This is a genomic window from Streptomyces sp. NPDC045022, from assembly GCF_056432605.1.
The window spans coordinates 1-24196 of sequence record NZ_JBWKIR010000028.1 but is presented as its reverse complement, the minus strand read 5'-3'; the positions used below and the strand labels follow the sequence as shown (position 1 = coordinate 24196).

General features: G+C 72.9%; 20 protein-coding genes. 12 read left to right on the top strand and 8 right to left on the bottom strand.

All coding sequences use genetic code 11. The features are described from left to right. Positions 1-28 precede the first annotated feature (28 nt). The 4 genes from AC07C1_RS33815 to AC07C1_RS33800 all read left to right on the top strand — a co-directional run bounded on the left by AC07C1_RS33815 (position 29) and on the right by AC07C1_RS33800 (position 3569). The gene (locus tag AC07C1_RS33815; RefSeq protein ID WP_478945351.1) at positions 29-2473 is read left to right on the top strand and encodes a SpoIIE family protein phosphatase; all 2445 of its coding nucleotides are present in this window, start codon (positions 29-31) and stop codon (positions 2471-2473) included. 81 nt (positions 2474-2554) lie between these two features. Further along, positions 2555-2827: a hypothetical protein gene (locus AC07C1_RS33810; RefSeq protein WP_478945349.1), complete on the top strand. Its 273-nt coding sequence runs from the start codon at positions 2555-2557 to the stop codon at positions 2825-2827. 90 nt (positions 2828-2917) lie between these two features. After that, positions 2918-3286, top strand: a complete 369-nt coding sequence (locus tag AC07C1_RS33805) for a DUF6479 family protein (RefSeq protein ID WP_478945347.1) — start codon at positions 2918-2920, stop codon at positions 3284-3286. A gap of 100 nt (positions 3287-3386) precedes the next feature. Then, the gene (locus tag AC07C1_RS33800; RefSeq protein ID WP_478945346.1) at positions 3387-3569 is read left to right on the top strand and encodes a hypothetical protein; all 183 of its coding nucleotides are present in this window, start codon (positions 3387-3389) and stop codon (positions 3567-3569) included. 120 nt (positions 3570-3689) lie between these two features. On the opposite strand, the gene AC07C1_RS33795 is transcribed toward AC07C1_RS33800, so the two are convergent. From AC07C1_RS33795 to AC07C1_RS33785, 3 genes are read right to left on the bottom strand one after another with little or no spacing between them, the layout of a single operon-like run. Further along, a complete protein-coding gene (locus AC07C1_RS33795) occupies positions 3690-4274 on the bottom strand; it encodes an isochorismatase family protein (protein WP_478945344.1) in 585 nt (194 codons plus the stop codon). A 7-nt stretch (positions 4275-4281) separates the two neighbouring features. Next, positions 4282-5667: an MFS transporter gene (locus tag AC07C1_RS33790; protein WP_478945342.1), complete on the bottom strand. Its 1386-nt coding sequence runs from the start codon at positions 5665-5667 to the stop codon at positions 4282-4284. Next, positions 5664-6101, bottom strand: coding sequence for a MarR family winged helix-turn-helix transcriptional regulator (locus tag AC07C1_RS33785; protein WP_478945340.1), 438 nt, complete (start codon positions 6099-6101; stop codon positions 5664-5666). Before AC07C1_RS33785 ends, AC07C1_RS33790 begins: the two co-directional genes overlap by 4 nt. Positions 6102-6240: 139 nt before the next feature. On the opposite strand from AC07C1_RS33785, the gene AC07C1_RS33780 reads away from it, so the two are divergent. From AC07C1_RS33780 to AC07C1_RS33765, 4 genes are all read left to right on the top strand, one after another. Continuing rightward, a complete protein-coding gene (locus tag AC07C1_RS33780) occupies positions 6241-9285 on the top strand; it encodes an FAD-binding and (Fe-S)-binding domain-containing protein (RefSeq protein ID WP_478945338.1) in 3045 nt (1014 codons plus the stop codon). Between the two features lie 9 nt (positions 9286-9294). After that, complete coding sequence (locus tag AC07C1_RS33775; protein ID WP_478945336.1) at positions 9295-10404, top strand: enolase C-terminal domain-like protein; 1110 nt, start codon at positions 9295-9297, stop codon at positions 10402-10404. 64 nt (positions 10405-10468) lie between these two features. Beyond that, a complete protein-coding gene (locus AC07C1_RS33770) occupies positions 10469-11470 on the top strand; it encodes an SDR family oxidoreductase (RefSeq protein WP_478945334.1) in 1002 nt (333 codons plus the stop codon). Positions 11471-11488: 18 nt separating this feature from the next. Next, a complete protein-coding gene (locus AC07C1_RS33765; protein ID WP_478945332.1) occupies positions 11489-11989 on the top strand; it encodes a metallophosphoesterase family protein in 501 nt (166 codons plus the stop codon). A gap of 313 nt (positions 11990-12302) precedes the next feature. Here AC07C1_RS33765 and AC07C1_RS33760 read toward each other — a convergent pair whose 3' ends face one another. Continuing rightward, complete coding sequence (locus AC07C1_RS33760; protein ID WP_478945330.1) at positions 12303-13409, bottom strand: XdhC family protein; 1107 nt, start codon at positions 13407-13409, stop codon at positions 12303-12305. A gap of 178 nt (positions 13410-13587) precedes the next feature. Between AC07C1_RS33760 and AC07C1_RS33755 the strand changes: the two genes are divergently transcribed. Next, a complete protein-coding gene (locus AC07C1_RS33755; protein WP_478945328.1) occupies positions 13588-15978 on the top strand; it encodes a GTP-binding protein in 2391 nt (796 codons plus the stop codon). A 68-nt stretch (positions 15979-16046) separates the two neighbouring features. Beyond that, positions 16047-17906 (top strand): endoglycosylceramidase, encoded by a 1860-nt coding sequence (locus tag AC07C1_RS33750; protein ID WP_478945326.1) that lies wholly within the window; start codon positions 16047-16049, stop codon positions 17904-17906. A gap of 55 nt (positions 17907-17961) precedes the next feature. Here the strand turns inward: AC07C1_RS33750 and AC07C1_RS33745 are convergent, their stop codons facing one another. Continuing rightward, positions 17962-19215 carry a YncE family protein gene (locus AC07C1_RS33745; protein ID WP_478945324.1) on the bottom strand — a complete coding sequence of 418 codons (1254 nt, stop codon included), beginning with the start codon at positions 19213-19215 and terminating at the stop codon, positions 17962-17964. Positions 19216-19355: 140 nt separating this feature from the next. Here AC07C1_RS33745 and AC07C1_RS33740 point away from each other — a divergent pair, with 140 nt between their 5' ends. Then, positions 19356-20018, top strand: coding sequence for a TetR/AcrR family transcriptional regulator (locus AC07C1_RS33740; protein ID WP_478945322.1), 663 nt, complete (start codon positions 19356-19358; stop codon positions 20016-20018). Positions 20019-20724: 706 nt separating this feature from the next. Continuing rightward, entirely contained in the window at positions 20725-21750 is a 1026-nt protein-coding gene (locus AC07C1_RS33735; RefSeq protein WP_478945320.1) for an alcohol dehydrogenase, read from the top strand. A gap of 4 nt (positions 21751-21754) precedes the next feature. Here the strand turns inward: AC07C1_RS33735 and AC07C1_RS33730 are convergent, their stop codons facing one another. From AC07C1_RS33730 to AC07C1_RS33720, 3 genes are all read right to left on the bottom strand, one after another. Continuing rightward, complete coding sequence (locus tag AC07C1_RS33730) at positions 21755-22984, bottom strand: glycosyltransferase (protein ID WP_478945389.1); 1230 nt, start codon at positions 22982-22984, stop codon at positions 21755-21757. 140 nt (positions 22985-23124) lie between these two features. After that, a complete protein-coding gene (locus AC07C1_RS33725) occupies positions 23125-23475 on the bottom strand; it encodes a hypothetical protein (protein ID WP_478945318.1) in 351 nt (116 codons plus the stop codon). After that, the coding region (locus AC07C1_RS33720; protein WP_478945316.1) for a cytochrome c oxidase subunit I at positions 23472-24196 on the bottom strand (725 nt) is incomplete at its 5' end. The genes AC07C1_RS33720 and AC07C1_RS33725, both read right to left, overlap by 4 nt.

Genomic DNA, 24196 nt, shown 5'->3' with positions numbered 1-24196 from the left:
GGCGGCCCACACGCGCTGTAATGGCGAAGTGGTGAGTGAGGGCGCTGCGATCAGCAGAACGAGGACGGAGCGTGTGGAAGCCGCCCTTGACACGCTCACCGCGTTCGCCACGCCCGACCGGCTCCGCCGCGTCCTCGAACAGGCCCTCGTGTTCGCCGGAGCGGCCTTCGCCGGGGTGTACACGCCCGGCGGCGACCCGTCCCATCTGGTCCTCGCCGAGTCGGCGGGCCTGCCGCGCACCCTGTACGGGCTCCGGGACGGCTATCCGGCCGCGGGCGGCTCCCCGGTCGCCGAGGCCCACCGCGCCGGGCGGCCGCTGTGGCTCGGCCCGGCGGAACTGGCCGGCTGCCCCGAGGCGCGGCGCACCCCGTCCGGTGACTTCTCCCTGGCCGCGCTGCCGCTCGGCCCCGCGGGCGGCGGCTGCCTGCTGGCCGTCAGCGAGCACCCCGGCGGCTTCGGCACCGACGACCGCGCCTGCCTGGAGGTGATCGCCCGCGCGATCGCCGTACCCGTGCGGGAGGCGGCCGCGGACGACACGGGTGAGCTGCCCCCGAACGCCTTCAGACTCGCCATGGACACCGGCCGGGTCGAGGTCGGCGACGACATCCTGCGGCTGTTCGGGATCAGCCGGGACGGCTTCGACGGCCGGGTGGAGACCCTGCTCGGGCGGACCGTGCCCGAGGACCTGCCCGCGCTGATGTCCGTGGTCGAGGCGGACCACATGTCCATCGGCGACCGCGAGCTGGAGTTCCGCATCCTGCAGCCCTCCGGCCCGCCCAAGTGGCTCAGGCTGCGCGGCCGGCTGGTGCCCGGCGGGGAGGGCCGTCCGGCCCGGCTCGTCGGCACCGTCGCCGATGCCTCCACCCTGCGCTCCGACGTCACCGATGTGGCCCGCGTGCAGCGCCTGGCCGCCGCCCTGGCCACCGCCGGCACCGTCAAGGACGTCGGCCAGGCCGTCGTCGCCGCCCTGCGCAAGCCGCTGCAGGCCGACCGGATCGCCCTCGCCGAACTGGAGAACGACCGGCTGGTGGTCACCGTCCTCGACCCGCCCGAACCCGAGGCCTGGCCCGAGGTGTGGCGCAGTGAGTGGCGCACCGAGTGGCCTGACGCGCCGGTGCGCGCCATGCCCACGCTGGCCGCCGGGCTCCGCGAGGGCCGCGCCCGGATCTGGCCCGCCGGCAGCCGGCTGGAGCCCGCCCTCGCCGAGGTCGGTCCCGGCGGCCTCGCGGTGCTGCCGCTGCCCGCCGGCGGCCGCATGGCCGGCGCCTGCCTGATCGGCTGGGACCGCCCGCACGACTTCGCCCCCGACGAACGCGCCCTGCTCACCGTCTGCGCCGGCCTGACCGGCCAGGCCCTGCTGCGCGCCCACGCCTTCGACGCCGAGCACGAACTCGTCGGCATGCTCCAGCGCACCCTGCTGCCCCGCCGCCTGCCCCGGCTGCCCGGTGCGGTCGCCGTCGCCCGCTACCTGCCCACCACCGCCGGGCTGGAGGTCGGCGGCGACTGGTACGACGTGATCCCGCTCGCCGACAACCACGTGGCCCTCGTCATCGGGGACGTCCAGGGCCACAACGCGGGCGCCGCCACCCTGATGGGCCAGATGCGCACCGCGCTGCGCGCCTACGCCGTCGAGGGCCACGCCCCCGACGTCGTCGTCTCGCACGCCAACCGGCTGCTGCTGGACATGGAGACCGACCTCTTCGCCACCTGCGCCTACGTCGACGTCGACATGGAGCAGGGCACCGCCTGGTGCGTGCGGGCCGGCCATCTGCCGCCCGTGCTGCGCCACCCGGACGGCTCGGTCCGGATCGTGCAGGCCGAGGGCGGTCCGCCGCTCGGGGTGCTCGACCGGGCCGAGTACCCGATGACACCGCTCCGGCTCCAGCCCGGCACGGTGATCGCGCTGACCACCGACGGCCTGGTGGAGGCCTCCGACGCCGACATCGACGTGGGCATGGACCGGCTCGCGGGCGAGCTCGCCGCCGCCGACCCCGGCCACCTCGGCCTGGTCGCCGACGCCCTGCTCGCCGGGGCCCACCGCGGCGACGACGTGGCCCTGCTGCTGATGCGCTACGACGGCATGGCCGTACGGCCGCTGCGCGAGAGCTGGACGGTGTGGCGGGTACCGGAGGCGGCCCGCCACGCCCGCCGCTTCACCCGGCGCACCCTGCGCACCTGGGGCGTCTCCCAGGACAGCCTCGACGCGGCGCTGCTGGTGGTCTCCGAACTCGTCACCAACGCCCTCGTGCACACCGGCGGCCCGGTCCGGCTCGACATGAGCCTGCTCAACCACCGGCTGCGGCTCGCCGTGGCCGACTCCTCGCCGCGCAGCCCCGTGAAGCCCGCCAGCATCGGCTGGGAGGCCACCGGCGGCCGGGGCATTCTGCTGGTGGAGGCCGTGTCGGTGGCCTGGGGCACGATCCCGGTCAGCGGCGGCAAACAGGTCTGGGCGGACCTCGTCACCGACGGCTGACCCGCCACCCGGGTGCGGAGGATAGCCGTTCAGGCACGCTGGGGAGGCGAGCCGCGCAACCCGTGCCTAGGGTCTGATGATGTGGCACACACCTTCGAAGAACTGGTGCAGAAGCAGCGCGCGGCCGACGCGGCCCACGCCACCGTCGAGGACCTGCGGGACGCCTACGGCCCGCCTGCCGACCGACGGATGACGGGCGCCCAGTCGGGCACCTACGAGACCGCCCTGCGCGCCTGGCGGGACCTGGCCCGGGACGTGCAGAGCGCGGTGAGCGAGTACGCCAAGCAGACGGGCCGGCCACGTGCCGAGATCGAGACCGAGGTCGAACGGGCGGCGGCGGAGCAGGGTAGCTGACCGGGGCCGGGGACGCGCGGTGCCCGGCGCCGGGTGGCTGAAGCGCACCGGCGCGCGCATCCGACGCGCGCCGCCGGGTACCCGAGGACCATGAACACTGCCATGTACCAAGCGGCCACCGGCGCCCAGGTGTTCGGGTACCTCCTGATCCTGGTCGCCGGGGTGGCCTGCGTCGTTGGACTGATCTGGGCCTTCCGGCTGGGTATCAAGGTGCGCGAACGCGAACCGGCTCCGCCGCGCCCCGACGAGCAGCCCAAGATGCCGCCGTCCGGACCGGTCCACGAGATCCGCGAGGTGCGTGAGCCCGACGAGATGCCCCACGCCACCGACGGGGGCGAGCGGCTCACCCCGCACCAGCTCGGCAACGTCGGTACCAAGCGCGCCGACGACCAGAGCCGCGAACGCTGGTCGTCCGGTTCCAGCGGGTCCTTCGGCGGCGGTGGCGGCGGCCGGACCTGAACCGCTCGCGCCCGCCGGGGTTTGCGGGCGGCAGGGCGTGGGGACCCGGCGGGGCACAGATCGCGCCGGATGATCACCCGGATGATCGCGCAGAGAGAAGATGAACGACGTGACCGCGCATGCCAGCCAGAAACCCGCCCTGCCCCACGCCGAGACCGGCTGGTCGAAGGCCCGCCGACGCGGCCGGGGAGTGCGCACCTGCCTCCCCGCCGTCCTGGACCGCACGTCCGCGGGACAGCAGTGCGTCGGGCCCGAGGACAACATCGTGCGCGGCGAGGACTGACGACCGGACGACGGATCGGCCGGGACGACCGGACGACCGATCGGCCGGGAGACGCCCAGCGATCCCGGCCCCGTGCCGCGTGTGTGCGGGCGCCCCGCGGCACGGGGCCGGGTCGGCCTGTCAGGCGTGGGTCTTGGCCAGCAGCTCCAGTACCTCGGCGGTCGTGCCGCTCTCGCCGAGCCGCGGGAAGATCCGCTCGACGCTGCCCGTGTGCGCCTCGGGGTCGCTGTCGGCCATGGCGTCCGTAGCGAGGGTGACGTGGTAGCCGTGTGCGTAGGCGTCGCGGGCGGTGGACTCCACGCCGATGCTGGTGGCGATGCCGGTCAGCACGATCTGGGTGATGCCCCGGCGGCGCAGCTGGACGTCCAGGTCGGTGCCGTGGAAGGCGCTCCAGTTGTGCTTGGTGACACGGATGTCGCCGGGGTGCCCGGCCAGGTCGTCGACGATGAGGTCCCAGCCCTCCGCGAAGGCGAGTCCGCGCGGCTGGCGCTCGGTGCGGCCGGGGACGGCGTCCGCCCCGTCGGGCGCGAAGGAGACCCGGACGAGTACCACGGGCAGGCCGCGGGAGCGGAAGGCGTCGGCGAGTTCGGCCGTGCGGGCGACGACGTCCGCGCCCGGATACGGCTGGGTGGGCATGGCCACGATGCCGTTCTGCAGGTCGATCGAGACGAGCGCGGTACGGGCGTCGAGGGTGGTGAGCGACATGGGTCGGTCAGGCCTTTCGAGGGGTGAGCCGGCCGAGGGAACGGTCGGGCAGGGTCGTCGCCGGCAACAGGGCGGAGCAGGCGAGCATGAACAGGGCCAGGTCGTGCAGTCCGGCCGTGTCGGCGCGGTGCGGGAAGAACGCCGCGGTCGCGGCGGACGCGCCCAGCGCGCCGAGGTAGGTGAAGGTCCGCAGCAGTCCCGCCGCGGAGGCGATCCGCTCCGGGTCGGCCTGCCGGTACAGGGCGCTCTGCGTGGCCAGGCCGATGAGCCCCTGCGGAACGCCGAGCAGCGCGCCGACCGCGAGCAGCAGCCACAGCGGGCTGTCGGCGCGCATCAGGAGCAGCAGGGCGCTGCCCGCGAGCTGCAGCACGGAACCGGCGAGCAGCTTGGTCCGCACCGCCTCGCGGCGCCCGGTGAGCGTGGAGACGGTGAGCGCGGCCACCGACAGCGGTAGCAGCGCGAGCCCGGCGGTGGAGGCGCTGAGCCCGCGCGCCTCCTCCAGCCACTGCGTGTAGCCGTAGATGAAGGCGTAGGCGGTGGTGTAGCCGAGCAACTGGCGCAGGTAGGTGGCGAGGAGCGGGCCGTTGCCGCCGAGGACGCGCAGGTCGATGAACGGGTCCGGCACCCGCAGTTCGCGCACCGCGAAGGCGGCGGCAGCGGTGGCGGACAGCCCCGGCAGGTACCAGTGGCCGGACCGCGGGCCCATCAGGAACAGCATGAGCGCGACCAGCACCGCCGCGAACAGCGCCATGCCGGGCAGGTCCACGCCGCGCCGCCGCGTCTCGGTGCGGGGCAGCCGCAGGGCCCCGAGCACCAGACAGGCCGCCGACAGCGGCACGTTGACGGCGAAGACCGCCCGCCAGCCGCCCAGGCCGATGAGCAGGCCGCCGAGCGTGGGGCCGATGAGGGCGACGGTCTGGCCGGCGACGGCGAGGGCGGTCAGCACGCCCGCCGGGCTGTCCCGCCCGGTGCGTACGGCTTCGGCCCGGGTCAGCCGCATGGCCGCCGGATAGGCCGCCGACGTCCCTAAGCCCAGCAGGACCCGCGCGGAGATCAGCGCGCCGAGCGAGGGCGCGAGGGCGCCCAGCAGACCCGCGGCGCCGACCAGGGCCGTACCGCCGAGGTAGAGCCGGCGCGGGCCGTACATGTCCACCAGGCGGCCGACGACGGGCTGGCCGACCGCCGTGGCCAGGTAGAGCGCCGAGACCAGCCAGACCGTCTCGGCGGGCGGTGCCCCGAAGGCGACGCCGATCGGGACCAGGGCCACGGCGATCATCGAGGAGTTGACCGGGTTCAGGACCGTCCCCAGGATCATCGGCGGGACGAGCCGGCGGTCGAAGGCGGTGGGGGAGCGGTCGGCCGCCCCGGCGCGGGCGGTGAGCCTCGGTATCACGGCTGCGACAGCCGTTCCATCAGCTCCAGCGCCTTGCGCACCGTCTGCCGCTCCTCGTCGGTGAACCGGTCCTGGAAGGCGCGGGCCAGCCACTCATCGCGGACCTGCTTGTTGCCCTCGATACGGGCCCGGCCGGCGTCGGTCAGGGTGACCAGCTGGCGGCGGCCGTCGTCGGGGTCGGGGGCGCGGCGGATCAGCCCGTGCTGTTCCAGGGCGGCCAGCGTGGTGGCCATGGACTGCGGCCGTACGCCCTCGGCGGCGGCCAGGGCGCTGGCCGTGGCCGCGCCGTGCTTGCCGACCAGGGTGAGCGCCGACTCCTGGGACGGTGTCAGGTCGGCGTCCTGGGCGATCTCGCGGATACGGCGCCGCAGCCGGCTGAAGACCACGCGCAGGTCGCGCGCGGCCCGGACGGCCGAGTCGGAGATCTGATCCACGCCGTCAGCGTAGAACGGTCAGCCCGAACTGTCCAGGCAAAACTGTTCAGCTTTGCCTGAAGAATTGTCGGGTACTCGCCGGTCCTCGGACAGCACAACGGGTCGGTGACCCGCACGCCGGTGAAGTGAAGGAGCGCAGATGACCTCTCCGGACACGTCCGGCCTGGAGGCGGCCCTGCGCGCCGAGGTGGACGGCGAAGTCCGCTTCGACGCGGGCAGCCGCGGCGCCTACGCGACGGACGGATCGAACTACCGGCAGGTCCCCCTCGGTGTCGTCGTCCCCCGCACGGTGGAGGCCGGCGCCCGCGCCCTGTCGGTGTGCGCACGCTTCGCCGCCCCCGTCCTGTCCCGCGGCGGCGGCACCAGCCTGGCCGGACAGTCGACCAACACCGCCGTGGTGATCGACTGGAGCAAGTACTGCACCAAAGTCCTCTCCGTCGATCCGCGGCAGCGCACCTGCGTGGTCGAACCCGGGATCGTCCTCGACGAACTGAACCGGCAACTCGCCCGCCACCGGCTGCAGTTCGGGCCGAAGCCCTCCACCCACAGCCACTGCGCCCTCGGCGGCATGATCGGCAACAACTCCTGCGGCGCCTCCGCCCAGGCCTACGGCAAGACCGTCGACAACGTCCGGCGGCTGGAGATCCTCACCTACGACGGGCAGCGCGCCTGGGTCGGCCCGACCCCGCCCGACGAGCGCACCCGGATCCGCGCCGGCGGCGGACGGCTCGCCGAGATCTACACCGGCCTCGACCGCATCGCCACCGAGTACCTGGCCGACATCCGCCGCGGCTACCCCAAGATCCCGCGACGCGTCTCCGGGTACAACCTCGACTCCCTGTTGCCCGAGAACGGCTTCGACGTGGCCAAGGCCCTCGTCGGCAGCGAGGGCACCCTGGTCACCGTCCTGCGCGCCGAACTCGACCTCGTCCCGGTCCCGGCGTACCAGTCACTGCTGGTCCTCGGCTACGACGACATCTGCGCCGCCGCCGACGACGTACCCCAGCTGCTGGAACACTGCTCACCCACCCAGCTGGAGGCCCTGGACGGGCGCATGGCACAGCTGATGCGCGAGGAGGGCGCCTACCTCGAATCCCTGAACATCCTGCCGGACGGGGACAGCTGGCTGATGCTGCAGTACAGCGGCGACAGCCAGGAGGCCGTCGACGAGCAGGCACACGCGCTGCTCCGCGCCCTCGGCCGCGGCGCGAACGACGCGAACGTCGCCTTCTCCGACAACCCGGAACGCGAGCAGAAGATGCTCAAGGCACGCGAGGCCGGACTCGGCGTCACCGCGCGCCCTCCGGACGACCGCGAGACCTGGGAGGGCTGGGAGGACTCCGCCGTACCGCCCGAGCGGCTCGGCGACTACCTGCGCGACCTCAAGAAGCTGTTCCAGGAGTTCGACTACGACCACCCGTCGCTGTACGGGCACTTCGGGCAGGGCTGCGTCCACACCCGTATCCCGTTCGGGCTGAAGACCGCCGACGGCGTCGCCGCCTTCCGCCGGTTCCTGGAACGCGCCGCCGACCTCGTCGCCTCCTACGGCGGCTCCCTGTCCGGCGAGCACGGCGACGGCCAGGCCCGGGGCGAGCTGCTCACCCGGATGTTCGGCGAACGGCTCGTGACCGCCTTCGGCGAGCTGAAGGCCCTCTTCGACCCGGGCGACCGGATGAACCCCGGCAAGATCGTCCGCCCCAACCCCGTCGACGGACAGCTGCGGCTCGGCCCCGACTGGCGGCCGGACACCCCCGCGACCCACTTCGGCTTCCCCGAGGACGAGCACGACTTCAACCGCGCGGTCATGCGCTGTGTGGGCATCGGCAACTGCCGCGGCCACTCCGGCGGGGTGATGTGCCCCTCCTACCGGGCCACCATGGAGGAGGAGCACTCCACCCGCGGCCGCGCCCGGCTGCTGTTCGAGATGCTCGACGGGCACGCCGACTCCGCCATCAAGGACGGCTGGCGTTCCACCGCCGTGCACGACGCGCTCGACCTCTGCCTGGCCTGCAAGGGCTGCAAGTCCGACTGCCCGACCGGCGTCGACATGGCCACGCTCAAGGCGGAGTTCCTCTCCCACCACTACGAAGGCCGCATCCGTCCCGCCGCCCATTACTCGATGGGCTGGCTGCCGGTCTGGGCGCGGTTGTCCCGGCTCGCGCCCTCCCTGGTCAACTCCGCGCTCCACGCGCCCCTGCTGGCGCGCGCCGGCAAGCGGCTGGCCGGTCTCGACGAGGCCCGCTCGGCACCCGTCTTCGCCGAGCAGTCCTTCCTCCAGTGGTGGCAGGCACGCGACACCGAGGAGCCCGACCCGGCCGACCCGCGCACCGTTGTGCTGTGGCCCGACACCTTCAGCGGCTACTTCCACCCCTCCATCGCGAAGTCGGCCGTACGTGTTCTGGAGGACGCCGGCTTCCGGGTCGCCGTCCCCACCGAACCCGTGTGCTGCGGCCTGACCTGGATCTCCACCGGGCAACTCCCCGTCGCGAAGAAGGTGTTGCGACGCACCCTGACGGTGCTGCGCCCCTACCTGGAAGCCGGCACCCCGATCATCGGCCTCGAACCCTCCTGCACGGCCGTCTTCCGCGCCGACGCCCCCGAACTGCTGCCGGCCGACCAGGACGTGCAGCGGCTGGCCGGACAGGTCCGCACCTTCGCCGAACAACTCGTCCACCACGCGCCCGACGACTGGCGGCCACCGCGGCTCGCCCGGCAGGCGACCGTGCAGACCCACTGCCACCAGCACGCCGTCATGAAGTTCGACGCCGACCGCGAACTGATGCGCCACGCCCACCTCGACGCCGAGGTCCTCGACGAGGGCTGCTGCGGCCTGGCCGGCAACTTCGGCTTCGAACGCGGCCACCACGAGGTCTCCATGGCCGTCGCCGAACAGGGCGTCCTGCCCGCCGTACGGGGGGCCGCACCCGACAGCCTGGTCCTCGCCGACGGCTTCAGCTGCCGCACCCAGATCGAGCAGGGCGGCACCGGCCGCCGCGCCCTGCACCTCGCCGAGGTCCTGGCCCTTGCCCTGGACGGCAACCTGCCCAGCGATCACCCGGAGCGCCTGGCCGACCGCCCGCCCGAGCCGTCCCGTACGGCCCGCTGGACGACGACCGCCGCCGCCGCGGCCCTCGTCGCAGCGGCCGGCGCGGGCGCCGCCCTCCGGCTGCGGCGCCGGACCTGAGGAGGCCACGTGAGCGACCAGCCGGCCGTCGAGGCCGTGGACACCGCCGTCTTCAGCGTGCCCACCGACGCGCCCGAGGCGGACGGCACCCTCGCCTGGGACAAGACCACCCTCGTCCTGGTCACCGCCCGCTCCGGCATCACCACCGGGCTCGGGTACACCTACGCACCGGCAGCCACCGCCCACCTCGTCCGCGAACTGCTCGCCGACACGGTCACCGGCCTCTCGGCGTTCGACGTGCCGCGCGCCAACGAGCGGATGTGCCGGGCGGTGCGCAACGCCGGACTGCCGGGAGTGGCCGCCCAGGCGATCGCCGCCGTCGACATCGCCCTGTGGGATCTGAAGGCCCGCCTGCTCGGCCTGCCCCTCGTCCGTCTGCTGGGCGCCGCCCGCGACGACGTGCCCGTCTACGGCAGCGGCGGCTTCACCACCTACGACGCCGAGCGCCAGGACCGCCAGTTGCGCGGCTGGACCGAGGAACAGGGCATCCCACGCGTCAAGATCAAGATCGGGGAGTCGTGGGGCACCCGGGAAGCCCGCGACCTGGAACGGGTCGCCCGCGCGCGGGGCAGTATCGGTGACACAGCCGAGTTGTACGTGGACGCCAACGGCGCGTACACCGGCGGCCAGGCCGTACGGATCGCGGACGGGCTCGCCGGCGAGGGCGTGACCTGGTTCGAGGAGCCCGTCTCCTCCGACCACCTCACCCTGCTCGCGGACCTCCGCGGCCGGGTCCCGATGGACGTCGCGGCCGGCGAGTACGGCTACACCCTGCCCTACTTCGCACACATGCTGACCGCCGGCGCCGTCGACTGCCTCCAGGCGGACGTCACCCGGTGCGGCGGCATCACCGTCTGGCTGCGCGCCGCCGCGCTCGCCCACGCGCGCGGGACCGACATCTCCGGGCACTGCGCGCCCCACGCCCACGCCCATGTGGCCGCCGCCGTGCCCAACCTCCGCCACCTGGAGTGGTTCCACGACCACGTCCGCATCGAGCGGCTCCTGTTCGACGGCGCCCTCGACCCCGGCGGCGGCAGCATCGTCCCGGGCGCCGACGGGGCACCCGGGCTTGGCCTGAGCCTCGCCGAGGAGCGGGCGCGGCAGTACCGGGTGGAGTGAACGCGGGAGGAGCGAACCGGGGGAGGAGCAGTGACGAGCAAGGATGGACGAGAAAGGACCCAGCATGCCCCCGACCGTCGTCATCACCGGTGCCAGCGCCGGTATCGGACGTGCCACCGCCCGTCTCTACGCCACCAGGGGCGCCGACGTCGTCCTGATCGCCCGGGGCAAAGGCGGTCTGGAAGACGCGGCCGACGAGGTCGCGGCGCTCGGCGGGCGGCCCCTCGTGCAGGTGGCCGACGTGGCCGACCCCGCACAGGTGGAGGCCGCCGCCGACGCCGCCGAGGATGCGTTCGGCCCGATCGACGTATGGATCAACTGCGCCTTCTCCACGGTGTTCGCGCCTTTCGAGGAGATCACCGCCGAGGAGTTCAAGCGGGTCACGGAGGTGACCTACCTCGGCTTCGTCAACGGCACCCGCTCCGCCCTCAAGCGCATGCTGCCCCGCGACCGGGGCACGATCGTGCAGGTCGGCTCCGCGCTCGCGGAACGGTCGATCCCGCTTCAGTCGGCGTACTGCGGCGCCAAGCACGCCATCAACGGCTTCACCTCCGCCCTGCGCACGGAACTGCTGCACCGCGGCAGCGACGTGCACGTCACGGTCGCCCAGATGCCCGCGGTCAACACCCCCCAGTTCCAGTGGGTCCGCTCCCGGCTGGCCAAGCACCCCATGCCGGTCCCGCCGATCTACCAGCCCGAGGTCGCGGCCCGCGGCGTGGTGTACGCGGCCGACCACCCGCGCCGCAAGCAGTACTACGTCGGCGCCACCACCGTCGCCACCATCTGGGCGAACCGTCTCGCCCCCGCCCTGCTCGACCGCTATCTGGCCCGCACCGGCTTCGACTCCCAGCAGTCCGACCGCCTGCCGCCCGCCGGCCTGGACAACCTCTTCGAACCGGTCGACCGCGACCCCGCCGGCGACCAGGGTGCCCACGGCGCCTTCGACGACATCGCCCACTCCCGCTCCTGGCAGGAGACCCTGGTCCGGCACCCCGCCGCCACGGCCCTCGGCGCGGGCGCCGCCGTGCTGGGCGCCGTACGCGGCATCCGCCGCCTGACCTCCTGAGCCGCATAGGCTGACGGTGTGCGCCTCCTCCTCATGTCCGACACGCACCTCCCGAAGCGGGCCAAGCGGCTCCCGGAGCCGCTGCTCGCCGAACTCCCCGGCGCGGACGTCGTGTTCCACGCCGGGGACTGGGTCGACACCGCCACCCTCGACCTGCTGGAGAGCCGCAGCCGCCGGCTGATCGGGGTCTACGGCAACAACGACGGCCCCGGACTGCGCGCCCGGCTGCCCGAGGTGGCGTACGCCGAGCTGGACGGCCTGCGCTTCGGCGTCGTGCACGAGACCGGCCCCGCCCAGGGCCGCGAGGCCCGCTGCGCCGCCCGCTTCCCCGACCTCGACGTCCTGGTCTTCGGCCACAGCCACATCCCGTGGGACACCACCGCCCCCGGCGGCCTGCGGCTGCTCAACCCCGGCTCCCCGACCGACCGCCGCCGCCAGCCCCACTGCACCTACCTCACGGCGACGGTCACCGACGGAGCACTCACCGACGTGACCCTGCACCGCCTGCCGCAGCGGTAGGGCCTTTCATTTGGATCTTGCCGGATCAGGGAGCGGGGCCTGGCGCCGTGCATCGCAAGGCGGAGGAGGGCGTCATGGCGGAGCCATGGCAACCGACGACAGCGCGGCGAGGTGCGGTGCCAGGCCCCGCGAGCCCGGCATGATCCAAACGAAAGGCACCTAGGCCTCTCGTCGCCCGCGACCGCGCGGAAACCGAGCAGGCGGGACCTCCGGCTGTGCCGCCTGCGCGGCTTCCGCGCTGTCGCACCGGCCGACGTGCACCGCCTGCCGTGGTGGTGGCGGGCGTGCCCCGCCTGCCGCCATCCCCTCGCCGTCAGGGGGCCGCGGGTGGGTGGATGGCCCCGGTGGTCGCGGTGAGCGGCGCCCCGCTGCCGCCCCAGCGCAGGGCGACGATCTCGGCGGCGACGGACACGGCGACCTCCTCGGGCGTACGGGCCCCGAGGTCGAGCCCGAGCGGGGAGCGCAGCCGGGACAGCTCGGCCTCGGTCAGGCCGGCCTCGGTCAGCCGTTTGCGCCGCTCGTCGTGGGTACGCCGGCTGCCCATCGCCCCGATGTAGGCGGCCGGCCGACGCAGCGCCTCCTGAAGCAGCGGCACGTCGAACTTCGGGTCGTGGGTGAGGACGCAGATCACCGTGCGCCCGTCCGTACCGGTGCCCTCGAGATAGCGGTGCGGCCACTCGACGACGACCTCCACGGCCGCCGGGAAACGCTTGGGCGTGGCGAAGACCGGGCGGGCGTCGCACACCGTGACCCGGTAGCCGAGGAAGTCGCCGATACGGGCCACCGCGGCCGCGTAGTCGATCGCGCCGAAGACCAGCATGCGCGGCGGCGGCGCGAAGGACTGCAGGAACACCGTGACGTCGTCCTCGCGGCGCTCCCCGTGCGGCCCGTAGTGCCTGCGGACCGTGGCGCCGAGCGCGAGTTCGCCACGCGCGTCGGCGGTGACGGCCACATCGAGCCCGGTCGTGCCGAGTGTCCCGGCCACGGCGTCCGGCCAGGCCGCGAGGGAGGCCCCTCGCGGGGCGGGGCCGTCGACCACGGTCGCCACGGTCACCGGCTCACCCGCCGCCACGGACGCGGCGACCGCGCCGAACGCCGGATCCGATGTGGCAGTGACCGGCCGCACCAGCAGGGTGATCTCACCCCCGCAGGTCAGACCGACCGCGAACGCGTCCTCGTCGCTGTACCCGAAGGTCTCCAGCCGTGCCTCGCCGCTCGCCACCACCTCCCGCGCGAGTTCGAACACCGCACCTTCCACACAGCCCCCGGACACGCTTCCCACGACCTCGTCGCCCGGCCCCACGGCCATGGCGGCGCCGGGCCCGCGCGGGGCGCTGCGGCTGACCGCGACGACCGTGGCGAGTCCGAACGGGACTCGGGCCGCATACCAACGTTCCAGCGCCGGGAGGATCTCACGCACCACCGTGCTCCTTTCACGACCGCCACACATTCGTTGAGCGTTAATCCATTGCCGTCGGAAGGCCTCCCTGCTGCACTGCTCGGGACCCGAAGGCATACACCGAGAGGACCTCAGATGCGCACTGCGTGCATGTCCACCCACGACGGAACCCACCTCATGCCGAAGGACATCACGCTCAGTGCATCTGCTCAATCTCGGAATTCTCGCGCATGTCGACGCCGGTAAGACCAGCCTGACCGAACGGCTGCTGCACACGGCCGGAGTGATCGACGAGGTCGGCAGCGTCGACACCGGCAGCACCACCACGGACACGCTCGCACTGGAGCGGCAGCGCGGCATCACCATCAAGTCCGCCGTCGTCTCGTTCCCGCTCGACGGCGTCACCGTCAACCTCATCGACACCCCCGGTCACCCGGACTTCATCGCCGAGGTCGAGCGGGTGCTCGGCGTCCTCGACGGCGCTGTCCTGGTCGTCTCGGCGGTGGAAGGCGTCCAGGCGCAGACACGGGTGCTGATGCGGACCCTGCGCCGACTGCGCATCCCGACCCTGGTCTTCGTCAACAAGATCGACCGGCGGGGCGCCCAGGACGACGCCGTGCTGCGCCGGATGGCGCGCCGGCTGGCCGTACCGCTCGTCCCCATGGGGCGGGTCACCGCACTCGGGACCCGTGCCGCGCGCTTCGTCCCCGGCCTTGGACCGGCCGCGCTGGACGCCCTGGCCGACCACGACGACGACCTGCTCGCCGCCTACCTGGACGGCGGTGTCCCCGACGGCCGTCTGCATGCCGCTCTGGTGGCCCAGACCCGGCGGGGGCTGGTCCATCCGGTGTACTTCGGCTCCGCCATCACGGGCGCCGGTGTGCGCGAGCTGATCTGGGGCATCGAGCGGCTGCTGCCCGTGGCCGACGGTGACCCGGACGGCCCGCTGTCGGCCACGGTCTTCAAGGTCGAGCGAGGCCCGGCGGGGGAGAAGGTGGCCTACGCGCGCATCTTCTCCGGCACCATGCGCGTCCGCGACCGCATCCCTTTCGGGGACGGCCGCGAGACGGGCCGGACTGCGGACAGCCGACAGGAAGGTCGATCTGCCAACGGCGGCGCCGCAGCCCAGGAAGCCTACGGCGGTACGGCGGCCCGCGAGGCCGACGACCGTACGGAAGGCCGCGAAGCCGACGACCGTACGGAAGGCCGCGAAGCCCACGGCCGTAAGGAAGGCCGCGAAGCCGACGGCCGTACGGAAGGCCGCGAAGCCCACGGCCGTAAGGAAGGCCGGGACGCCGACGGCCGTAAGGAAGACCTGAAGGCCCACGGCCGGCGTATGGAAAGCCGGCCCACCGACCGCCCCGAGGAAGGGCAGCAAACCGTCGACCGTGAGAAAGCCCGCGAAGCCGACGGCCGTAAGGAAGGCCGGGACGCCCACGGCCGTGGAAAAGGCCGGCAAACCGCCGGCCGCCCAGAAGGCCGCGTCACCGCGCTCAGTGTCTTCGAGCGGGGCGCGGACGACCGGCGGGAATGTGCCGGCGCCGGGCGGATCGTGAAGGTGTGGGGCCTCGGCGGCATCCGGATCGGCGATGCGCTCGGCGAGCCGGGAACGGCGTACGAGCACCACTTCGCGCCGCCCACGCTGGAGACCGTCGTCGTCCCCGGCCCCGGCGCCGACCGGCGCTCCCTGCACCTCGCGCTCACCCAGCTCGCCGAACAGGACCCGCTCATCGGCGTCCGTCACGACGAGCCGCGCGGGGAGACGTCGGTCTCCCTCTACGGCGAGGTCCAGAAGGAGGTCATCCAGGCGACCCTCGCCGACGAGTACGGCCTGGACGTCACCTTCCGTGAGACGACGACCCTGTGCGTCGAACGGCCGGTCGGCAGCGGGCACGCCGTGGAGTTCAACAAGAAGGACGCCAACCCCTTCCTGGCCACCGTCGGCCTGCGCGTCGACCCGGCCCCGCCCGGCTCCGGCGTGGAGTTCCGGCTGGAGGTGGAGCTGGGCTCCATGCCGTACGCCTTCTTCAAGGCCGTCGAGGACACCGTCCGCGAGACGCTCGGCCAGGGACTGCACGGCTGGCAGGTCACCGACTGCACGGTCACGATGACCCACTCCGGTTACTCCCCCCGGCAGAGCCACGCCCACCAGGGCTTCGACAAGAGCATGTCGAGCACCGGCTACGACTTCCGGGGCGTCACGCCGCTCGTCCTGGTCGAGGCGCTGCGCCGGGCCGGCAGCCTGGTGCACGAGCCGATGCACCGCTTCCGGCTGGAGGCGCCGGTGGACACGCTCGGCGTGCTGCTGCCGGTGCTCGCCCGGCTGGGCGCCGTACCCGAGACCACCGGCACGCACGGCCCGGCCTGCGTGCTGGAGGGAACGGTGCCGGCCGCCCGGGTGCACGAGCTGGAACAGCGGCTGCCGGGGCTGACCCGGGGCGAGGGCGAGCTGGAGACGGCCTTCGCGCACTACGCACCGGTCACGCGCGGCACGGTCCCGGAGCGGCCGCGTACGGACCACAACCCGCTGAACCGGAAGGAGTACCTGCTGAATGTCATGCGCCGGGTGGGAGACCGAGCCGTGACCTGACTGGACGTCAACTCACCTGCCGGTCACGTGTATTGACGCTGCCCGCACATCGCCGGACCGTGGTGGACATGCCGACTGTCCGGGTGCGTCTGCTGGTTGTCCTGGTCGTCCTCTGCGGATTCCTGACGGTGGCGGGAACCCCGCCCGCCACCGCCGCCACCCCCTCCGGCTCCCTGTGGTTCGACGGCTCCCCGCTCACCGTGCGGGACGGCCGCTTCACCGACGGCCAGGGCCGCGAGGTCGTGCTGCGCGGCTACAACGTCTCCGGCGAGGCCAAGCTGGCGGAGAACGGGGGTCTGCCCTTCGCCTCGGTCGCCGACGCCCGGAAGTCCGCGACCGCGCTGCGCGCCCTCGGCGGCGGCAACGCGGTCCGCTTCCTTCTTTCCTGGGCGTATGCCGAACCGGTGCGCGGCCAGGTGGACACCGCCTACCTGGCCGCCGTCACCGAGCAGATGCGCGCGTTCCTCGACGCGGGCATCCGCGTCCTCCCCGACTTCCACCAGGACCTGTACTCCCGCCACCTGTTCCACACGGGCAGCTGGTACACGGGCGACGGCGCCCCCACGTGGGCTGTCGAGGCGGGAGGTTACCCGAGGGAGTCCTGCGGCATCTGCCTCTTCTGGGGCCAGAACATCACCCAGAACGCGGCCGTGCGGCAGGCGCAGTACGACTTCTGGCACAACGCCCACGGTCTCCAGGACGCTTTCCTCGTCACCGCCGGGACGGCCATGTCCTACCTCCGACAGCACCTGGACACAGCGGAGTTCGCCGGCATCGCCGGCTTCGACCCGTACAACGAGCCGTACGCGGGCGGTTACGACTCCGGACAGAACTCGCGCACCTGGGAACGCGACCTGCTCTGGCCGTTCTATGTGAAGTTCCGCGCCCGCATGGACGCCGCCGGCTGGCAGGAGAAGCCCGCCCTCGTCGAGCCCAACCTCTTCTGGAACGCCGACATCGCCACCCAGAAGCAGGAGGGCGGCCTGCTCGACGCGGGCACGCTCGGCCCGCGTTACGTCTTCAACACCCACTTCTACGACCAGAAGGCCATCTCCGGCATCCTGATGTGGGGCAGGGCGGCCGACGGCCAGTACGCCGCCGACCTCGCCGGTGTCCGCGACCGCGCGTCGGCCGCCGGCACCGCGGCCCTGGTCAGCGAGTTCGGCCATCCACTGTCCGGCACGGTCGCCGACAAGGCGCCGACCGTCCTCAAGGCCATGTACCAGGCGCTCGACTCCCGTGTCCCCGGCGCCCGCTGGTGGACGGACCCGGCCGCGTCCGGCCCGGTGCTGTCCGGCACCCAGTGGCAGTGGGACCTCTACAACGGTCGGCACCACGAGCTGATGAACGGCAACCCCGACAAGGTGATCACCGCCGGCGACGGCTGGAACGACGAGGACCTCTCCGCCGTGCGGCTCGACGACTCCGGCGACGTCACCCTGCGCCAGGACGCCCGCCTGCTGGACCGCCTCTATCCGAGCGCCACGGCCGGTACGACCCTCGCCTTCACCTACGAGGACCGTTCCCGGGACGGCTCGGCCACCCTCACCTGGAACCCGGTGCCGGGTTCGCTGCCGAACGTGGCGAAGCTGGTGGGCCCGGGCCGGTACGGACTCCTGGTGTGGCGCTCCGGCAGCGGCACCGCACCCACCGAACTGCATCTCCCGGCGTCGTTCCCCACCGCGTCCACGACCGTCGTCTCCGACCTGGGCACGGCGTACGCCCCGCCCGTGTACACCGCCGGCACCCCGGTCGGCGTGGCCCCCGAGCCGGGTGGCGCGGGCAGCCGCCGCCTGCTGCTCACCGACCCGGATTCGGGCGTCCCGCACTACGCGCTGGTGACCGACGGCACCACGGCGGCACCCTCGGCGGAGCTGCTGAACGCGGCGAAGGCCGAGCTGGCCGCGTGGGTGGCGGCCCGCTTCTGACACACAGTCGTACGGCCTCCGGGCGAGTGGGGCGTCCCGGAGACCGTACGACCGCTCAACTCCCGCTCGGACCGGTCCAGTCGGCCGCCACATGTCCCAGCCGGACGCGCTGCGGATGGTCACCGACCGGGACCGACGTCACCTTCCGGCCGGTGGCGAAGTCGATCGCCGTCACCTGGTCGGCGCCGCTCTCGGAGACGACGCAGTCCTTGCCGTCACCGCTGATCGTCGCCCAGTACGGCTTCGACGTCGTGACCAGCGGCCCCTCCTGGAGCGTGGCACGGTCGACGACGGTGGCGTAGTCGTCCATGGTGCCCGCGACGCACAGCTTCGTGCCGTCGGGGTTCATCGAAATGCCGTGGTGGCGCGAGTCGTTGACCCACGTGGTGCGGTCCTCGCTGGTCGCCGGGTTCTTCGGCAGGGTCTTGATGCGGGTGATCCTGTCGGTGGCGAGGTCGTACTCCAGGAAGCCGTTGAAGAACGACACCTGGAAGTACAGCTTCGACTCGTCGGGGGAGAAGACCGCGGGGCGTACCGCGTCGGAGAAGTCCTTCAGCCCGAACGCGTCCAGCCGCTGGCGCATGTCGATGACCTTGACCTGCTTGTACGTCGTCGCGTCCACGACGGTGATGCGCCGGTCGCCCTTGGTCCAGTCCCAGCCGGGGTCGTCCAGCGCGGTGTTGACGTCACCGATGGACATGTTCCAGATGTACTTGCCGTCCTTGGTGAAGATGTTCTCGTGCGGCTTGTCACCGGTGGCGAACGACCCCAGCTGCCTGCCGGTGCCGATGTCGAGCACATGCACGGTGTTCGCGGTCGAGGCGGACACCGCGACCCGGGTGCCGTCCGGCGAGACCGCCATGTGGTCGGCGCGGTAACCGGCCACACCGAACCGCCAGTTGACCTTTCCGGTGGCCAGGTCGATGGAGACGACGTCCGCGAAGCTCGGCCGGGACACCACGACCGAACGGCCGTCCGGGGTGGAGTACATGTCGTCGGCGAACTGGTCGTGCCCCTCGCCGACGCTGTTGCGGATCGCCTGGAAGTAGATCCACCTGATGGGGTCCGCGTTGATCTCCGCCATCCGCTGGTCCTTGTCGGGGATGACGCTGATCCGGCCGATCTTCGAGAAGTCGCCGGACGACTTGATGACATCGGCGGTGCCGTCCCAGTTGTTGCCGACGAACAGCACCTCGCGCAGTCCTCCGGACGAGTCGGTGGCGGCGGAGGCGGCGGTCACCGGACCGGCGAGGGTCAGGGTGAGGGCGGTGGCCACGGAGCAAAGGTGCCTGGTTCTGGAGGCAGGCATGACTGCTCTCTTTCCTCGGGGGAATCTGAACACGGGTGCTTTCACAGTGAACTTACTGAAAAGTAAGGAGCAGGCGGCCTTCTCGACAAGATGTGTGCACGACAAGATTGGGTGATCGGTGGGCCGACGGAGGGGGAAGCGTGACGGGCAGGCTCAAGGCGCCCACAGGCCGCTACGGCGGCAAGTCCGCCGAGGAACGGCAGGCCGAACGACGCCGGCGTTTCCTGGACGCGGCACTCGGGCTCTTCGGTGACACGCCGGGTTACCGGGGGACGACGGTCGCCGCGCTGAGCCAGGCCGCCGGCCTGTCCACGCGTCAGTTCTACGAGGAGTTCCGCACCCTGGAGGACGCCCTCGCCGCGCTCCACCTCCAGGTCAACGGCTGGGCCGAACAGGCCGTGCTGGACGCCCTCGCCACGGCGGAAGAGCTGCCGCTGGCCGAGCGCGCCGCGGTGCTCTTCCGCGCCTACGCACGAGACGTCACCTGCGACCCGCGACGCATCCGCATCGCCTTCGTGGAGATCATCGGCGTCAGCCCGCGCCTGGAGCGGCAGCGCCTCGCCCGCCGGGCCCGCTGGGTCGACCTCATCCGCGCCGAGGCGGACGCGGCCGTGGCACGCGGGGAAGCGGCGCCACGCGACTACCGGCTCGCGGCCACCGCCTTCATCGGCAGCGTCAACGGCCTCCTGCACGACTGGAGCGCCGGCTGGGTGGACGCCACGCTGGACGAGGTGGTGGACGAGCTGGTGCGGCTACTCCTGGGAATGCTCCGCCCGGAGGGCTGGCGCCCCGCGCCCGGCTGAGAGGACGCGACACGGCGGCCGGAACGCCGATGCCGAGGCCACGGGGAGACGGCGGGATGCGGCGGCGGGAGGGCCGGCGGCCCGAGGCCTGGGTGAGACGGTGGGTTGGAGCGGCCGGAGGGCTGGGATGCCGCGGCCCGGGGGAGAGGGAGGGATGGAGCGGCGGGAGGGCTGGCGCACCGAGCCCTGGGGGAGACCGCGGGCTCGGGGCGGCCGGAGTGCTGGCATACCGGGGCCGGGTGAGGCGGCGGGATGCGGCGGTCGGAGGGTGGCATGCCGGGGCCCGGGGGAGGTGGCGGGACGCAGCGACCGGAGGGCTGGCGCACCGAGCGCCGGGGGGAGACCGCAAGGTGGAGCGGCCGGAGGGCCGGCGGCCCGAGGCCTGGGTGAGACGGTGGGTTGGAGCGGCCGGAGCGCTGGGATGCCGCGGCCGGGTGAGGCGGCGGGATGCGGCGGCCGGAAGGCCGGCATGCCGTGGCCGGGGGACGGCGGGAGGGAGCGGCCGGGGGGCCGGGACGCCGGGAACGGGTCAGGCGGGCGGGGGGTTCCGGTCGGCGGCCCGGCGTCGCGGGGCCGGGTGGCATCGGCGGCCGTACGGACCGGAAAGTCCAGGTCAGCCGGGGTGCCGGCGGTTCGGCGCGCGGGATCGGCCGGGAGCTGGTCTGCTGGTGCGGGGGCCCGTCGTACCCGTTCTCCGGAGAGACACATGACTACCTACCGAGTCGCGCAGGCGACGGCCGCGGGCGGCCCGTTCGAACTGGCCGAGCGGGAGGTGCCGCGGCCGGGGCCCCGCCACGTGCGGATCGCCACGGAGGCGTGCGGCATCTGCCACAGTGACGCCCTCTTCGTGAACGGCGCGCTACCGGGCGTCACGTTCCCGGTGGTCGCGGGACACGAGATCGCCGGGTCGGTCGAGGAGCTGGGCGAGGGCGCGCAAGACTGGGGGTACCAGGTCGGCGACCGGGTCGCGGTCGGCTGGTTCGGCGGCAGCTGCGGCCACTGCACCCCCTGCCGCCAGGGCGACTTCATCGTGTGCGTCAACCTCAAGGTCCCCGGATGGGCCTACGACGGAGGCTTCGCCGACAAGGTGATCGCGCCCGTGGACGCCCTGGCCCGGATTCCCGATGCGCTGTCGGCCGTCGACGCGGGACCCCTGGCCTGCGCGGGCGTGACCACGTACAACGGCCTGCGACGCAGCTCCGCCAAACCCGGTGACCTGGTGGCGGTACTGGGCATCGGCGGCCTGGGCCACCTCGGTGTGCAGTACGCGGTCGCGATGGGCTTCGAGACCGTGGCGATCGCCCGGGGCGCCGAGAAAGCCGACTTCACCAAACAGCTCGGCGCGCACCACTATGTCGACAGCACCTCCGGCACCCCGGTCGACGAAGCACTGAGGTCCCTCGGCGGTGCCCATGTCGTGCTGGCCACCGCCGGGAACTCCGGGGCCATCACGGCGACCGTCGACGGCCTCGCGCCCCGCGGCGAACTGGTGGTCATCGGCGCGGACCCCGAGCCGCTGGGAATAAGCCCCGTCCAACTGCTCATGAGCGGCCGGATCGTCCGCGGCCACCCGTCCGGCACCTCGCAGGACGTGCAGGACACCATGGCGTTCAGCGCCCTGCACAACATCCGCCCGATGACCGAGACCGTCCCCCTCGACGACGCGGCCGAGGCCTATCAGAAGATGCTCTCCGGCCGGGCCCGCTTCCGGATGGTGCTCACTCCCGGATGACGCCTCAGCCGCCCAGCCGGTCCACCGCCGCGAGGACGGGAGCGGCGCCGTCCTCGCCCCGGACGCGGACGCCCAGGGACCGCGCCCGCTCCCGGTACGCCGGGTCACGCGTGGCCCGGACCAGGGCCGAGGCCAGCGCGGGCACCATCAGGCGGCGCAGCGGGACGACGTCCGGGGCGACACCCAGGGAGACCAGCCGGGCGGACCAGAACCCCGCGTCGAACTGGATCGGCACCGGCACGGCCGGCACCCCCGCGCGCAGCCCCGCCGCCGTCGTGCCCGCGCCCGCGTGATGGACCACGGCCGCCATCCGCGGGAAGAGCAGCGCGTGCGGTACGTCGCCGATGGTGAGCATGTCGTCGCCGTCGGCCGCGAGCCCGCCCCAGCCGCGCTGGATCACCCCGCGCAGCCCGGCCAGCCGCAGGGCCGCGACCACCTGGGCGCTGAGCCGGCCGGCGTCGGGCACGGTGGCGCTGCCCAGTCCGACGAAGACGGGCGACGGACCGGCGTCGATGAACTCGCTCACCGCCGCCGGGAGTTGTGCGCCGCTGTCGTACGGCCACCAGTAGCCGCTCACCTCCAGCCCCGGCCGCCAGTCCCCGGGCCGGGGCACCACCGTCGGGCTGAACCCGTGCTGCACAGGCCAGCGCTTCCGTTCCCGCCTCCGCCACGCGGCACCGGCCCGGACCGGAGGCAGGCCCAGCCGAGCGCGCACGGAGGAAACGGTACCGGCGAAAACCCGCTCCGCGGCGAGGTTCACCGCCTGCCCGGCGATCCGGTTGGCCGTCCCACCCCAGGAGCCGCCGCTGAGCATGGGCGGCGCGAACTCCCGCGTGGGCGCGAGGGGTTGCAGATAGACGCCCATGCTCGGCAGCCGCAGTCCCTCGGCGATCGTATGGCCGAGCGGGGCCAGGGACGCCGACAGCAGCAGGGCGTCGCTCTCCGCGGCCGCCGCCAGGAGGTCGTCGGTCATCCGCCCGACCAGCCGCCGCGCCATCTCGACGATCCGCATCAGCTTTCCGGCGCTGCTCGCGCTGTCGCGCAGGCTCCGGCCGCGGGTCGACTCCAGCTCCGCCCGGGGGTCGACCGGCAGCGCGTGGAACCCGGCTCCGGAGCCCGCCACGAGCGGTTCGAACCGGCCGTGCGTCACCAGCGTGACCGTGTGTCCGGCACGGTGCAGCCGGTGGGCCAGACCGGTGTAGGGGGCCACATCGCCGCGTGAGCCCGCCGTCATGATCGCAACCCGCACGAGCCTCAGTATGGCGGGCTCCCCGCCCTTCGGCGGCCGAACGCGCCACACGGAGCGCCGACTTCTGCCACCTGTGACGACCGCAGGGGAGCCTGCCCACGTGCACACCGTCCGGTGCGGAACGCTCAGCCCAGGCGCAGCAGCAGAAGACCCGCCGCAGCCGGCACCGCACAGCCCAGCAGGAAGCAGGCCAGCAGCCGCTGACACAGCACCTGGTAGCGCGACTCGTACGCCTGCCGCAGCTCCTCGGCGCGCTCGGCGGTACGGCGCCATGAGACACGGGCCAGCGCCAGGTACTCGGCCTCGAACTGCCGCTCCAGCTCCTCCCTTTGGGTGTCGGTCAGCCAGCCCAGCCGGGCGGCGAGGCGGGCCGCCGCCGTACGGCCCTCCTCCCGGGCGGCGGCCAGCAGCAGATGGCCCTCGATCTCCTGGACGAGGACCCGTGCCCCCTGATCCTGGTGCTCCCCGGTCGTCACGGCGCGGTCAACTCCCGTTCCTCGGAGGCGACCTCGGGATGGTGGAGGTCGAACGCCGGGGACTCGCTGCGAATGCGGGGGAGGGTGACGAAGTTGTGCCGGGGCGGCGGGCAGGAGGTCGCCCACTCCAGTGAGCGGCCGAAGCCCCACGGGTCGTCGGCCGTCACCCGCTCCCCGTATCTGGCCGTCTTCCAAACGTTGTAGAAGAAGGGGAGCAGGGACGAACCGAGCAGGAACGAGAAGATCGAGGAGACCGTGTTGAGCGTCGTGAACCCTTCCGCCGCCAGATAGTCGGGGATCCGGCGCTGCATGCCTTCGGCGCCCAGCCAGTGCTGGACCAGAAAGGTGCCGTGGAAGCCGATGAACAGCGTCCAGAAGGTGATCTTGCCCAGGCGCTCGTCCAGCATCTTGCCCGTCATCTTCGGCCACCAGAAGTGGAATCCGGCGAACATAGCGAAGACGACCGTGCCGAAGACCACGTAGTGGAAGTGCGCCACCACGAAGTACGAGTCGGATATGTGGAAGTCGATCGGCGGCGAGGCGAGCATGACGCCCGTCAGCCCGCCGAAGACAAAGGTGATCAGGAAACCCATCACCCAGAGCATCGGCGTCTCGAAGGACAACGAGCCCTTCCACATCGTGCCGATCCAGTTGAAGAACTTCACACCGGTCGGGACCGCGATCAGGAAGGTCATGAAGGAGAAGAACGGCAGCAGCACAC